The 14,604-nt window shown below is 65.1% G+C and carries 10 protein-coding genes; 4 read left to right on the plus strand and 6 right to left on the minus strand.

Annotated features, from left to right (window positions below):
- Nucleotides 1-15: 15 nt before the first annotated feature.
- Together treS and glgB are read left to right on the plus strand one after the other, a co-directional pair.
- Nucleotides 16-3,324, plus strand: a complete 3,309-nt coding sequence (gene treS / locus LOY33_RS11065) for a maltose alpha-D-glucosyltransferase (protein WP_258662631.1) — start codon at nt 16-18, stop codon at nt 3,322-3,324.
- Nucleotides 3,325-5,538 carry a 1,4-alpha-glucan branching protein GlgB gene (gene glgB / locus LOY33_RS11070; protein ID WP_043863955.1) on the plus strand — a complete coding sequence of 738 codons (2,214 nt, stop codon included), beginning with the start codon at nt 3,325-3,327 and terminating at the stop codon, nt 5,536-5,538. It begins immediately after the preceding gene.
- A 75-nt stretch (nt 5,539-5,613) separates the two neighbouring features.
- On the opposite strand, the gene LOY33_RS11075 is transcribed toward glgB, so the two are convergent.
- The 5 genes from LOY33_RS11075 to LOY33_RS11095 all read right to left on the minus strand — a co-directional run bounded on the left by LOY33_RS11075 (nt 5,614) and on the right by LOY33_RS11095 (nt 12,287).
- On the minus strand, nt 5,614-6,585 hold the full coding sequence (locus LOY33_RS11075; RefSeq protein ID WP_043863954.1) for a PDR/VanB family oxidoreductase: 972 nt from the start codon (nt 6,583-6,585) through the stop codon (nt 5,614-5,616).
- Between the two features lie 23 nt (nt 6,586-6,608).
- Nucleotides 6,609-8,057, minus strand: coding sequence for an NAD-dependent succinate-semialdehyde dehydrogenase (locus LOY33_RS11080; RefSeq protein ID WP_043863953.1), 1,449 nt, complete (start codon nt 8,055-8,057; stop codon nt 6,609-6,611).
- A 45-nt stretch (nt 8,058-8,102) separates the two neighbouring features.
- Nucleotides 8,103-9,224: an aromatic ring-hydroxylating dioxygenase subunit alpha gene (locus LOY33_RS11085; RefSeq protein WP_043863952.1), complete on the minus strand. Its 1,122-nt coding sequence runs from the start codon at nt 9,222-9,224 to the stop codon at nt 8,103-8,105.
- Between the two features lie 153 nt (nt 9,225-9,377).
- Nucleotides 9,378-11,000, minus strand: coding sequence for a BCCT family transporter (locus LOY33_RS11090; protein ID WP_043863951.1), 1,623 nt, complete (start codon nt 10,998-11,000; stop codon nt 9,378-9,380).
- Nucleotides 11,001-11,195: 195 nt separating this feature from the next.
- Nucleotides 11,196-12,287: a tartrate dehydrogenase gene (locus tag LOY33_RS11095; protein WP_043863950.1), complete on the minus strand. Its 1,092-nt coding sequence runs from the start codon at nt 12,285-12,287 to the stop codon at nt 11,196-11,198.
- A 99-nt stretch (nt 12,288-12,386) separates the two neighbouring features.
- On the opposite strand from LOY33_RS11095, the gene LOY33_RS11100 reads away from it, so the two are divergent.
- Nucleotides 12,387-13,304, plus strand: a complete 918-nt coding sequence (locus tag LOY33_RS11100) for a LysR substrate-binding domain-containing protein (RefSeq protein ID WP_054914402.1) — start codon at nt 12,387-12,389, stop codon at nt 13,302-13,304.
- Here LOY33_RS11100 and LOY33_RS11105 read toward each other — a convergent pair.
- On the minus strand, nt 13,301-13,600 hold the full coding sequence (locus tag LOY33_RS11105) for an RcnB family protein (RefSeq protein ID WP_043863948.1): 300 nt from the start codon (nt 13,598-13,600) through the stop codon (nt 13,301-13,303). The two genes, LOY33_RS11100 and LOY33_RS11105, sit on opposite strands and share 4 nt — an antisense overlap.
- Before the next feature lie 249 nt (nt 13,601-13,849).
- On the opposite strand from LOY33_RS11105, the gene LOY33_RS11110 reads away from it, so the two are divergent.
- Nucleotides 13,850-14,602: an outer membrane beta-barrel protein gene (locus LOY33_RS11110; protein WP_043863947.1), complete on the plus strand. Its 753-nt coding sequence runs from the start codon at nt 13,850-13,852 to the stop codon at nt 14,600-14,602.
- The last annotated feature ends 2 nt before the right edge of the window (nt 14,603-14,604 follow it).

The following is a 14,604-nucleotide window of genomic DNA, read 5'->3' on the forward strand; positions in this document are numbered from 1 at the left end:
CTGAAGGAGTCGTACATGGCGAAGAAAGCCCGCCCAGCCACGTTCATCAACGACCCGCTGTGGTACAAGGACGCGATCATCTACCAGGTGCACGTCAAGTCGTTCTTCGACTCCAACGGCGACGGCATCGGTGATTTTCCCGGCCTGATCGCCAAGCTCGACTACATCGCCGAGCTTGGGGTCAACACCCTGTGGCTGCTGCCGTTCTACCCCTCGCCACGGCGCGACGACGGCTACGACATCGCCGCCTACAAGGCCGTGCACAGCGACTACGGCACCCTGGCCGACGTGCGACGCTTCATCGCCGAGGCGCACAAGCGCAACCTGCGGGTGATCACCGAGCTTGTCATCAACCACACCTCCGACCAGCACCCGTGGTTCCAGAAGGCCCGGCGCGCCAAGCCCGGCTCCAGGGCGCGGGACTTTTATGTGTGGTCCGACACCGATACCAGGTACGACGGCACGCGCATCATCTTCCTCGACACCGAGCACTCCAACTGGACCTGGGACCCGGTTGCCGGCCAGTACTTCTGGCACCGCTTCTACTCGCACCAGCCCGACCTCAACTTCGACAACCCGCAGGTGCTCAAGGCGGTGATCGGGGTGATGCGCTACTGGCTCGACCTGGGCGTGGATGGCCTGCGCCTGGATGCCATCCCGTACCTGATCGAGCGCGATGGCACCAACAACGAGAACCTGCCCGAAACCCACCAGGTGCTGAAGAAGATCCGCGCCGAAATCGACGCCAACTACCCCGACCGCATGCTGCTGGCCGAGGCCAACCAGTGGCCCGAGGACACCCAGCTGTACTTCGGCGAAGGGCAGGGCGACGAGTGCCACATGGCCTTTCACTTTCCGCTGATGCCGCGCATGTACATGGCGCTGGCCCAGGAAGACCGCTTTCCGGTCACCGACATCCTGCGCCAGACCCCGGAGATCCCGGCCAACTGCCAATGGGCGATCTTCCTGCGCAACCACGACGAGCTGACCCTGGAGATGGTCACTGACCGCGAGCGCGACTACCTGTGGAACTACTACGCCCAGGATCGTCGCGCGCGCATCAACCTGGGCATCCGCCGGCGCCTGGCACCGTTGCTGCAACGCGACCGACGCCGGGTCGAGCTGCTGACCAGCCTGCTGCTGTCGATGCCGGGCACCCCGACCCTGTATTACGGTGACGAGATCGGCATGGGCGACAACATCTACCTGGGCGACCGCGACGGCGTGCGCACGCCGATGCAATGGTCCATCGACCGCAACGGCGGCTTCTCCCGCGCCGACCCGGCACGCCTGGTGCTGCCGCCGATCATGGACCCGCTGTACGGCTACCAGTCGGTGAACGTCGAGGCCCAGGCCAGCGACCCGCATTCGCTGCTCAACTTCAACCGTCGCCTGCTGGCGGTGCGCAAGCAACAAAAGGCCTTTGGCCGCGGCAGCCTGACCATGCTCTCGCCCAGCAACCGCCGCATCCTGGCGTATGTCCGCGAATTCACCGGCAGCGACGGCAAGGGCGAAACCATTCTGTGCGTGGCCAACGTGTCCCGCGCCGCCCAGGCGGCAGAGCTGGACCTCTCGGCCTATGTCGACCAGGTGCCGGTGGAGATGCTCGGCGGCAGCGCGTTCCCGCCGATCGGCCAGCTGCCGTTTCTGCTGACCTTGCCGCCCTATGGCTTCTACTGGTTCCTGCTCGCGCCCAGGGACCAGATGCCCAGCTGGCATGTGCAGCCCGCGCAGCCGCTACCGGAGTTCACCACCGTGGTGCTCAAGAAACGCATGGAAGAGCTGCTCGAATCGCCGTCGCGCGACACCCTGCAAGACGCCATCCTGCCGCAGTACCTGCCCAAGCGCCGCTGGTTCGCGGGCAAGGGCGCCGCGCTGGAAAAGGTGCGCATCGCCTATGGCGTGCGCTTCGGTGCGGCCACCAGCCCCGTGCTGCTCAGTGAAATCGAGGTCGACAGCGGCGGGCAGACCAGCCGCTATCAGTTGCCGTTCGGCCTGATCGGCGAAGACCAGCTGACCAGCGCATTGCCCCAGCAACTGGCCCTGTCACGGGTACGCCGGGGGCGCCAGGTGGGCCTGATCACCGATGGTTTCGTGCTCGAAAGCTTCATTCGCGCGGTGCTGGCCGGCTTTGCCGATGGCACGCGCCTGAGCTGCAGCGACGGCGAGTTGCAGTTCCAGGCCACCGAACAACTGGCCGCCCTGGAGCTGGGCGACGAGCCGGCGGTGCGCTACCTGTCGGCCGAGCAGTCCAACAGCTCGGTGGTGGTAGGGGGCAGCCTGGTGCTCAAGCTGATCCGCCGGGTCAATGGCGGCATCCACCCCGAGCTCGAGATGAGCGCCTACCTCACTGCCGCCCGCTACCCGAACATATCACCGCTGCTGGGCTGGTTGAGCCGGGTGGACGCCACCGGGCAGCCGCACCTGCTGATGATCGCCCAGGGCTACCTGAGCAACCAGGGCGACGCCTGGGACTGGACCCAGAACACCCTGGAACGCGCGATTCGCGACGAAATGGAACCCGGCACCCAGGCCCCGCAGGCCCATGCCGATGCCTTGCAGGAGCTGCAGGCCTTTGCCGCGCAGCTGGGCCAGCGCCTGGGCCAGATGCACCAGGTGCTGGCCGCACCCACCCAGGACCCGGCGTTCAAGCCGCGGGTGAGTAGCGCGCGCGATGGCAAGGCCTGGGGCAAGCAGGTCAGCGCCCAGCTCAACCAGGCGTTCGACCTGCTGGAGCAGCACCGCGATGAGCTGGATGCCGACAGCCAGGCGCTGGTCGACGACCTGGGCAAGCAGCGCAAGGGCCTGCTCGAACAGGTCAGCGAACTGGCCATGCAGGCGGTCGGTGGCGTGCTGATACGGGTGCACGGCGACCTGCACCTGGGCCAGGTGCTGGTGGTGCAGGGTGATGCCTATCTGATCGACTTCGAAGGCGAGCCGGCGCGCCCGCTGGAGGAGCGACGCGGCAAGCACAGCCCGTACAAGGACGTCAGCGGCGTGCTGCGTTCGTTCGACTATGCTGCTGCGATGGTGTTGCGCAGCGCGTCGGGGGTGGACGTCTCGCCGCCGGCCCGCCAGGCCCGTCAGCGCGTGGCGCGGCGCTACCTGCACCAGGCCCGGCATGCCTTTGTTCAGGCCTACGATCTGGCCACCGCCGACCTGCCGCACGCCTGGGAACAGCCCGGCGGGGCACGCGCGGCGCTGGACCTGTTCAGCCTGGAAAAGGCTGCCTACGAAATTATGTATGAAGCCGAGAATCGCCCGAGCTGGTTGGCCGTGCCCTTGCATGGCCTCCATGGGCTTGTCAGTACGTGGGGAGAATGAATGAGCGCGCACAAGCGGGAACAGGCTGGGCTGGGCACAAGGGATATCGATGACCTGGTCAATGCCAGGCACGGCGACCCGTTCGCGGTGCTCGGGCCGCACCCGGATGGCGCGGGCGGGCAGTGGATACGCGCCTACCTGCCCGATGCCCTGAGTGCCCGGGCGCTGGCCCGCGACAGCGGGCAGGTGCTGCTGGAGCTGGAGCAGGGCAGTGTGCCCGGGCTGTTCAGCGGGCGGTTGCAGCAACCGCAGGCGTACGACCTGCACATCAACTGGGCAGGGGGCGAGCAGGTCACCGAAGACCCCTACAGCTTTACCCAGCTGCTGCTGGGCGAGATGGACCTGTACCTGTTCGCCGAGGGCAATCATCGCGACCTGGCCAAGGTGTTCGGCGCGCAGCCCGCACAGGTGGACGGCATCGACGGGGTGCGCTTTGCGGTGTGGGCGCCGAATGCGCGGCGGGTGTCGGTGGTCGGTCACTTCAACAACTGGGACGGGCGCCGCCACCCGATGCGCAAGCGCGTGCCCAGCGGTGTGTGGGAGCTGTTCATCCCGCGCCTGCAGGCCGGCGAGACGTACAAGTACGAACTGCTCGGGCCCGACGGCATCCTGCCGCTCAAGGCCGACCCGCTGGCACTGGCCACCGAGCTGCCGCCCAGCACCGCCTCGAAGGTGGCCGCCGCGCTGGGCCATGTGTGGCAGGACCAGGGCTGGATGCGCGTGCGTGCGGCGCACCAGGCCACCAACGCGCCGCTGTCGATCTACGAACTGCACGCCGGTTCCTGGCAATGCGAGCTGGATGAAAGCGGTGAAGTGGCTCGCTACTACAACTGGCGCGAACTGGCCGAGCGGCTGGTGCCCTACATCCAGGAGCTGGGCTTCACCCATATCGAGCTGATGCCGATCATGGAGCATCCGTTTGGCGGCTCGTGGGGCTACCAGCCGTTGTCGATGTTCGCGCCCACCGCGCGCTATGGCACGGCCGAGGATTTCGCCGCGTTCATCGACGCCTGCCACCAGGCCCACATCGGCGTGATCCTCGACTGGGTGCCGGCGCATTTTCCCACCGACGAACATGGGCTGGCGCAGTTCGACGGCACCGCACTGTATGAGTACGCCAACCCGCTGGAGGGCTTCCACCAGGACTGGGACACGCTGATCTACAACCTGGGGCGCAACGAGGTGCACGGCTTCATGCTGGCTTCGGCATTGCACTGGCTCAAGCATTTTCACATCGACGGGCTGCGGGTGGATGCGGTGGCCTCGATGCTGTACCGCGACTACTCGCGCAAGGCCGGCGAATGGGTGCCCAACCGCCACGGCGGGCGGGAGAACCTGGAGGCCATCGATTTTCTGCGCCACCTCAACGACGTGGTGGCCCAGGAGGCGCCTGGGGCGCTGGTGATCGCCGAGGAATCCACCGCCTGGCCGGGTGTCAGTCAGCCGACCCAGCAGGGCGGCCTGGGTTTCAACTACAAGTGGAACATGGGCTGGATGCACGACACCCTGCATTACATCCAGAACGACCCGATCCACCGTGCGCATCATCACAACGAGATGAGCTTCGGCCTGATCTACGCGTATTCCGAGCATTTCATCCTGCCGATTTCCCATGACGAGGTGGTGCACGGCAAGCACTCGCTGATCGACAAGATGCCGGGCGACCGCTGGCAGAAGTTCGCCAACCTGCGCGCGTACCTGGCCTTCATGTGGTGCCATCCGGGCAAGAAGCTGCTGTTCATGGGCTGCGAATTCGGCCAGTGGCGCGAGTGGAACCATGACGCGGAACTGGACTGGTACCTGTTGCAGTACCCCGAGCACAAGGGTGTGCAGTCGCTGGTGGCCGACCTGAACCGGCTGTACCGCGACGAGAAGGCGCTGCATCAGCAGGACTGCGTGCCGCAAGGGTTCCAGTGGCTGATCGGCGACGATGCGCGCAACAGCGTGTATGCGTGGCTGCGCTGGAGCGCCGAGGGCGAGCCGTTGCTGGTGGTGGCCAACTTCACGCCGGTGCCGAGGGAGGGTTATCGCATCGGGGTGCCGTTTGGCGAACAGTGGGTGGAGGTGCTCAACAGCGATGCCCAGGTGTATGCCGGGTCCAACTACGGCAACCTCGGGGCGGTGAACAGCGAGGCGTTGCCCAGCCATGGGCAGCCGCTGTCGCTGGCGGTGAACCTGCCGCCACTGGCGGTGCTGGTACTGCGCCCGGCTTGAAAGACTTCGCCGGCAACGCCGGCTCCTACAGGTTGGGCGATCTGCTGTAGGAGCCGGCGTTGCCGGCGAATCGATTCAAAGGTCCAGCACCAGCCGGGCCGTGCGCGCCCGCGACACGCACAGCATCATGCTCTGCTGCGAAGCCTTCTCTTCATCGCTCAGGTACTGGTCGAAATGCTCGGCCTCACCCTCCAGAATCATGGTCTCGCAGGTGCCGCACACACCCTCGCGGCACAGGCATTCCACCTTGGCCGCCTTGGATTTCTCGATGGCCTGCAAGATGGTCATGCCTTCCTCCACCTGCAACTCCTGCCCCGAGCGCGCCAGCACCACGGTAAACGCCGCACCGGTCACCGGCGCCGCGGCAAACTGCTCCCAGTGCACGCGCTGCTCGGCAATGCCCAGCGATGCTGCGGTGGCGATCACCGCATCGATCAGCGGCTTGGGCCCGCACACATACACATGCGCCGCGTCATCCAGGCCCGCAAACAGCGTGGCCAGGTCCAGCTTGCGCTCCAGGCTGTCGATGTAGAACTGCGTGTTGGCCGCATGCGGCCCGCTGCTCAGTTCGGCCTGGAACGCACCATGCTCGGGGCTGCGAAAGGCATAGTGCAGCTCGTAGGCGGTGCTGCCGGCCTCCAGTTCATGCAACTGCGCCAGAAACGGCGTGATGCCGATGCCGCCGGCGATCAGTACGTGCCGGCCCGCGCTCGGGTCCAGCGCGAACAGGTTGTTGGGGCTGGAGATGGTCAGCACGCTGCCCACCTCGACCTGCTGGTGCATGAACGCCGAGCCACCTTTGGACTGCTCTTCAAGGCGCACGCCGATCTGGTAGCTGCGGGTGTCGCGCGGGTCGCTCATCAGTGAGTAGGCGTTGCTGAACTGGCGCCCGTCGGCGCCCTGCATCTGCACGATCACGTGGCTGCCACCGGTAAATGCCGGCATCGGCGCGCCGTCCTCACGGGCCAGGGTGAAGCGCTTGATCAGCGGCGTCGCCTGCTCGACGGCGGTTACCTGCACACTGAACATCTCGTATTTGTTGGCCATGATTCACCTCGACTGCCACTGGCTCACACGGCCAGGCACAGGTACTTGATTTGCAGATAGTCTTCGATGCCGTAGCGCGAGCCTTCGCGGCCCAGGCCCGACTGCTTGACGCCGCCAAACGGCGCCACTTCATTGGAGATCAGCCCGGTATTGATACCGACCATGCCGTACTCCAGTGCCTCGGCCACCTTGAACACCCGGGCGATGTCGCGGCTGTAGAAGTACGCCGCCAGGCCGTACAGGGTGTCGTTGGCCTGGGCAATCACCTCTTCGTCGCTGCGAAAGCGCACGATGGCCGCCACCGGGCCGAAGATCTCGTCCTGCAGCAGCTGGGTGCCCGGCGCAATGTTGGCCAGCACCGTGGGTGCGAAGAAGTTGCCACCCAGCGCATGGGCTTCGCCGCCCAGCAGCAGGTCGGCGCCCTTGGCCACGGCGTCGTCGATCAGGCTGCGCACCTTGGCCACGGCCTTGTCGCTGATCAGCGGGCCGACCTGGCTCGCGGCGCTGGTGCCGTGGCCCACGCCCAGGGCGCGCACGCGCTCCACGAAGCGTTCGGTGAACTGCGCATACACACTGTCATGCACGTAGAAACGGTTGACGCATACGCAGGTCTGGCCGGCGTTGCGGTACTTGGCTGCCAGCGCGCCTTCGACGGCGGCGTCGATGTCGGCATCGTCGAACACGATGAACGGCGCGTTGCCGCCCAGTTCCAGCGACACCTTCTTGATGCTCTGGGCACACTGGCCCATCAGCAGCCGGCCGATCGGGGTGGAGCCGGTAAAGCTCAGCTTGCGCACGGCCGGGTGCCCGGTGAACTGGGCGCCAATGGCCACCGCATCACCGGTGACCACGCTGAACACCCCGGCCGGGATGCCTGCACGTTCGGCCAGCTCCACCAGCGCCAGGGCGCAGAAGGGGGTTTCGTTGGCCGGCTTGACCACGATGGTGCAGCCGGCGGCCAGGGCCGGGGCCACCTTGCGCGTGATCATCGCCGCCGGGAAGTTCCACGGGGTGATGGCGGTGCACACGCCGATGCCCTGCTTGATCACCAGCAGGCGCTTGTCGTTGGAAGGGCTGGGGATGACATCGCCGTAGACGCGCTTGCCTTCCTCGGCAAACCATTCGATGAACGAGGCCGCGTAGCGGATCTCGCCCAGTGCCTCGTGCAGCGGCTTGCCCTGCTCGAAGGTCATCAGCCGGGCCAGGTCGTCTTCGTGTTGCAGCAGCAGTTCGAACCAGCGGCGCAGCACCTGCGCGCGGTCCTTGGCGGTGCGCTCGCGCCAGCCTTGCAGCGCGGCCTCGGCGGCTTCGATGGCGCGTACCGTCTCGGCGCCGCCCATCAGCGGCACGCTGCCCAGGCGCTCGCCGTTGGCCGGGTCGCAGACCTCGACCTGACGACCGTCGTCGGCATCGCACCAGTGGCCGTTGATGTACGCCTGTTGGCGCAGCAGTGTGGGATCGTTGAGTTTCACGCAAGGCACTCCATGCCGCCCCCGGCGTACCGGGGGCGGGCGTTGTCAGTCGTTGAGGTGGGCGACGGCGATCAGGTTGTGGAAGTGGGCGATGCCGTGCTCGCTCATGCCGCTGCGCTCACGGTCGGCCATGATCCGGCCCTGGCCACGGTAGCCGCGGGACTTGAGGCCCTTCTGCACGCTTTCGACCAGGCGCAGGTCCTCGGGGCGGAACACCTCGCGGTACCAGTCGATGAGTTTCTGCTGCTCTTCGGTGATGTCCTTGTTCAGGAAGTACACGTCGTAGTGCTGCAGGGTGGTTTCGGCGTCGACCGGGAACTCGTAGATCACGGTCATGAAGTTCGCGCCTGGCGGCACGTTGAACATGGTGCACGGCCATGCCCAGAAGCCGGCGAAGGAGGGGTCCTTGACGCTTTCGTCGAACTTGAACGACTGCTCCGACGGCTTGGCCAGGCCATATTGCAGGGTCCAGTTGCCGTAGGTGGTGTGGCTGTACTGGCCGACGTCCACCGAGTCGGAGAAGCCCGGGTGCGCCGGGGCGCAGTGGTAGCACTCCAGGTAGTTGTCGACGATGGACTTCCAGTTGGCCGGGGTATCGCTGACGAAACGTGCTGCCAGGTGCAGGTCGTCGATCACCGCGCAGGCCTGGCGCATGCGTGCCTGCAGGCCGGGCAGCTGGTCTTCGACGCTGCCGGCGTCCATGTCCATGTTGATGAAGATGAAGCCTGCGTACTCTTCCACGCGCAGCTGCACCAGGGTGGAGTTCTGCTTGTCGAAGTTGACCACGTTCTCGCAGTTGCGTGCGTGGGCCAGTTCGCCGTCGAGCTTGAAGGTCCAGGCGTGGTACGGGCAGGTGATCACGTTCTTGGCCTTGCCGCTGCCGCTGAGCAGCTGGTGGCCACGGTGCGGGCACACGTTGTAGAAGGCGCGCAGCACGCTGTCGCGACCACGCACCACGATGATGCTCTCGCCGATGATCTCGCGGGTGATGTAGGCGTTGTTCTCGGCCACTTCGCTGCGATGACCCACGCAGATCCAGCTGCGCGCGAAGATGTTCTCTTTCTCGTGCTCGAACACCGCAGGCTGGGTGTAGAACTTGGCCGGAATGGTGAAGGCCTCGTCTGCGCTGGCGCAGAAATCGGCGGGCAGGCGTTTGAAGTCGTTCATTGCTATCTCCTCACGGGGGCGTCCAGCCAGGCCGGCGCACCGTTGTTCAATTGGCTTTTACTTATTGGTTTACGTGTATCTATTGGTTAACAGAACAGGCAAAAAAAAGGACCGTCAGGCCTGCATCCGTGCAGGTGGGTCGGGGTCAGCGACTCAGCGGGCCGTCGCGGTTACCGGGGCCGCTGCGGGTTGTTCAACGGGTTCAGGCTGTTCGGGCTGCTCGCCGGCCAGGCGCGCGGCCTCTTCCTCGATGCGGTGGGCCGGCACGTGGCCGTAGTCCTGCAGCATCCACTTGAAGAAGCCGTAGATCTTGATCAGCAGAATCACCATGAACGGGATCGCGGTCAGCACCACGGCGGTCTTCATGGTCGACAGCGAGGCCTTGGCGAACAGCATGGCCAGCGGTACCAGGGTCAGCACCACGCACCAGAACAGACGGTGGGTGGGGGTGGGGTCGTCGCCTTCGCGCAGGTTGCGGGTACTGGTGGCCGCCACGGCATAGGCGGCAGCGTCCATGTGCGAGGCGCAGAACACCGCCATGATGAACAGGTACACGCCCAGGAACACCTTGCCCATCGGCAGTGCTGTCAGCAGGGCACTGACCGCCGATTCGCCGCCTTGCTCGCTGAGGATCTTCGGTACGTCGATGGCGCCGTTGATGAACTGGTGCATGCTGTAGCTTTCCAGCGCGCCAAAGAAGAACCAGCAGCCCACGCTGCCACCGGCGAGCAGGGCGAACACCACTTCCTTGAGCTGGCGCCCACGGGACACACGGGTCACGAACATGGCCACGCCCGGGGCATAGGACACCCACCACAGCCAGTAGAACACCGTCCAGTTGCGGGTGAACGCGCCGTCGCCGGCCGGGTCGGTGAACAGGCTCATGCGCACATAGTTCTGCACCATCAGGCCGATGGAGTTGGCGGTGTTGTTGATGGTGAACTGGGTCGGGCCCACCAGCAGCACCACGCCGGCGAACACCAGCGCGCCGATGCACACCATCTTGCTCAGGCGCTGCAGGCCGCCATCGATGCCGATGTAGGAACTGAGCGAGAACAGGATGGCCACTGCACCGATCACCATCAGTTGCACGGTGAAGGTGTCGGGGGTGCCGGCCAGGTCATGCAGGCCGCGGGTCAGGGTCGAGGCGGTGAGCGCCAGCGACACGGTCAGCGCGCCCATCATGGTCAGCAGGAAGATCAGGTCCACGGTGCGACCGATCGGGCCGGTGGCCTTGAAGCCGGTCACCGCCTCGACGATCGAGGCCAGGTTCAGGCCGCTCTTCTTGCGCACGTGGAAGTGATAGGCCATGGCCAGCGAGGCCAGGGCATAGATCGACCAGGCGCTGATGCCCCAGTGGAAGAACGAGTAGCTGACGCTGTATTCCAGCGCCTGGCTCGATTGCGCGGCAATGTTCAGACCAGGGGTCTGGTAGTAGTAGGCCCATTCCATCACGCCCCAGTACAGGGTCGAGGACCCCATGCCGGCACAGATGAACATGAACACCCAGGTGGGGGTGGAGTACTCGGGCTTGCCGCTGCCGAAGCGGATGTTGCCGTACTTGCTGAACGCCAGATACAGCACGGCCAGCGAACTGCCGAATACCAGCACCTGGACACTGGTGCCGAAGGTACGGGTGGCAATCTCGAACAACTGGTTGGCGGCCTGTTCGGCCTGGGAGGGAAACACGGCGAGGCCGATCACGGTGAGCAGCACGGCAATCAGGCTCACGGTAATCAGGAACACATCTATCTGTTTTTTATTCTTGTGCGACATCATCGTCTCCTGGACGTTGGCGTTCTTATCTGTACCCGGCAGGCAATCCGGGGGGTAGTGCGGTAAAGCGTCCTCCTTCTGTTAACTAAAAGTTAACGTCTATCTTTTGGTTAACAGATTCTGCCTAGAATCTTGTGGGCTCGCAAGAGGTGACGGGCCGGATTGTCTGGCAATTCAGACAACCGGCCCGTTGGTTCACCCTTCGATCAGCGCAGTGATGGCCTGGCCGACCTGTTGGGTGGACTTCTGCCCGCCCATGTCGCGGGTGGTGTCGCCGGCGGCGATCACGCGCTCGATGGCGCCAAGGATGTCGTCGTGGGCGGCGCGGTAGCGCGGGTCGGCGCCGTCATTGCCGAGGAACTCCAGCATCAGCGCCCCGGACCAGATCATCGCGATCGGGTTGGCGATGTTCTGGCCGAAGATATCCGGCGCCGAGCCGTGGACCGGTTCGAACAGCGACGGGAACCTGCGCTCGGGGTTGAGGTTGGCCGACGGTGCGATGCCGATGGTGCCGGCGCAGGCCGGGCCCAGGTCGGAGAGGATGTCGCCGAACAGGTTGGAAGCCACCACCACGTCGAAGCGGTCCGGCTGCAGCACGAAGCGTGCGCAGAGGATGTCGATGTGCTGCTTGTCCCAGCTGATCTCGGGGTAGTTGGCAGCCATCGCGGCGGTGCGCTCGTCCCAGTACGGCATGCTCACGGCCATGCCGTTGGACTTGGTGGCCGAGGTCACGTGCTTGCGCTCGCGGGTCTGCGCCACGTCGAAGGCATACTTGAGAATGCGGTCGACGCCGCGGCGGGTGAACACCGACTCCTGCAGCACGAACTCGTTTTCGGTGCCTTCGAACATGCGACCGCCCAGCGAGGAGTATTCGCCCTCGGTGTTCTCGCGGATCACCACGAAGTCGATGTCGCCCGGCTCGCGACCGGCCAGCGGGCAGGGTACGCCGGGGAACAGGCGCACCGGACGGATGTTCACGTACTGGTCGAAGTCGCGGCGGAACTTGAGCAGCGAGCCCCACAGCGAGATGTGGTCCGGCACCTTGTCGGGCCAGCCTACCGCACCGAAGTACAGCGCATCGAAGCCCTTGAGCTGCTCGAACCAGTCATCGGGCATCATCTTGCCGTGGGCCAGGTAATAGTCGCAGCTGGCCCACTCGAAGAATTCGAACTGGATGTCCAGGCCGTGCTTGCGCGCGGCGGCTTCGACCACGCGGATGCCCTCGGGCAGCACTTCGTTTCCGATACCGTCGCCGGGAATGGCGGCAATCTTGAAGGTCTTGGTCATGGCGGCTCACTCGTTGTTGTTTGGGAACAGGTGAGCGCATGCTATAAGCCATTGGATCAGAGATAATCTCGCCCCACATGAATTCTTTGTGCACATATCGTGAATAGTCTGCCCAACCTCGAAGACCTCAACATTTTTGTCCAGGTGGCCAAGCGCGCCAGCTTTGCCGCAGTGGCCGAGCAACTGGGCATGTCGGCCGCGTTCATCAGCAAGCGTGTGCGCCTGCTCGAGCAGCAGATGGGTGTGCGCCTGCTGCACCGCACCACGCGGCGGGTGTCGCTGAGCGAGGAGGGCGAGCGGGTCTACCAGTGGGCCTTGCAGATCTTCGAGACGGTGCAGCGCATGGGCGACGACATCAGCACCCAGCACCGCGTGCCGGTGGGCCAGTTGCGTATCGCAAGCAGTCTGGGCCTGGGCCGGCGCTTCGTGGCGCCGGCGCTGTCGGAGCTGGCCGAGCGCTACCCGCAGCTGGATATCCGTCTGGACGTGCACGACCGCCTGGTGGACCTGATCGAGGAGGGGGTAGACCTGGATATCCGCGTGGGCAACGTGATTGCCCCGCACCTGATCGCCAAGCCGCTGGCCCACAACCGGCGCGTGCTGTGCGCCGCACCGGGCTACCTGCAACGGCGCGGCACGCCGCGCCAGCTGGCCGAGTTGAGCAGCCATGACTGCCTGGTGATCAAGGAGCGTGACCACCCGTTCGGCGTCTGGCAACTACAGGGGCCGCAGGGCGAGCAGAGCGTGCGGGTGACCGGCGGGCTGTCGACCAACCACGGCGAGGTGGCGCACCAATGGTGCCTGGACGGGCGGGGGATACTGCTGCGTTCGTACTGGGATGTGCACGACAGCCTGGCCGATGGCCGGCTGGTGCCGGTGCTGGAGGACTACCACCAGGCGGCGGACATCTGGGCGGTGTACACCTCGCCCCTAGCCAGCTCGGCGAAAGTACGCGTGGCGGTCGAGTTCCTGCGCCAGTACTTCGCCGAGCGCTACAGCCTGCCGGTGCTGGGCTAGCCCTTGGCGGGCACGATCTTCTTGATGGTGCCGTTGGTGATTTCGATCAGCACGTAGTTGTCCTGGATCTTGACCCACTGGCTGTCTTCGTCGGGCTGGCTCAGGCCCTTTTCCTTCCAGCCGCGCAGGGCCATGTCGTCGCGCTTGTAGAGGTCGGGGGCCTTGTCGTGCACCTTCAGCTCGCGGGTCGGGGACTCGGGCGCGACCACGCTGGGCTCGGCGGCCTGGGCCGGGAGCTGGACCAGCGCGACACTGCCGAGCAGGGCAAGGGTGGTGAACAGTTTGCGTGCAGTCATGCGGTACTCCTGATGGCTGGGGCTTGAAGAATCGGACTGCGCGCTGCTGCAAACATTCAATCGGCTGTATATCTGCGGCGTTGCCTTCGCTGGCAATGCCAGCTCCCACAGGGTTTTGTGAACGCCCGACACGGTTTCTGTGACACAACCCGCACCCCAGAGCCTTCGTCTGAACTTTTTGAAACGCCCGGGGTTCGAAAGGTCGCATTCGACCCCGAGTGCCTTTCACATAAATGGAGACTGAAAGTGATGTCCAAGCGATTCGGCAACCTGCTGCTCAAGACCTCGGCCCTGGCGGTACTGGCCGCCCCCCTGAGTGCGCTGGCCGCAGCCCCCACCGACCCGATTGCAACCTTTGGTGTTCTCGGCGCCTACAACAAGTTCAAGCTCGAAGGCGGCAGCGAGTCCGATACCGACCGCATGGGTGAAGGCGGCCTGTTCTTCAACTTCGGCAACAAGCTCACCGCTGAATCCGGCTTCATCTACCAGGCCGGTGTCGATCTCAAGTACGGCGACCACAACGACACCAAGCTCAAGGAAGGCCAGGCCGACGTGGACCTGGGCTGGCGCGCCGCGATCGATGCGCGCAACTCGGTCGACCTGATCGTGGGCGGCGGCTACAACTGGTCGCGCTACGAGCTGGAATCCAACGGCTACGACATGAAGCTGACCGGTCGCACCCCCTTCGCCAAGGCCGCGCTGGGCTACAACCACCAGTTCGACGACATGACCCTGCGCCTGGAAGCCGGTGCACGCCGTTCGCTGGACAGCAAGGCCAAGCTGCATGTCGAAGACGTGGGCAACGACACCGTCGACCTCAAGGACCGTACCAACCCCTATGCCGAAGTCAGCCTGCTGATGAACCAGAAGGGCTCGATGCCGGTGATGGCCGGCCTGTACTACACCCGCACCGAGTACAAGCTGGACGAAGACTCGGAAGTGGCCGACAACATCAAGCTCAAGCGTGACGAGTTCGGCATCAAGGTCGGCCTTGCGTTCTAAGG

This window comes from Pseudomonas sp. B21-036, from assembly GCF_024748925.1.
Taxonomy (GTDB): domain Bacteria; phylum Pseudomonadota; class Gammaproteobacteria; order Pseudomonadales; family Pseudomonadaceae; genus Aquipseudomonas; species Aquipseudomonas palmensis.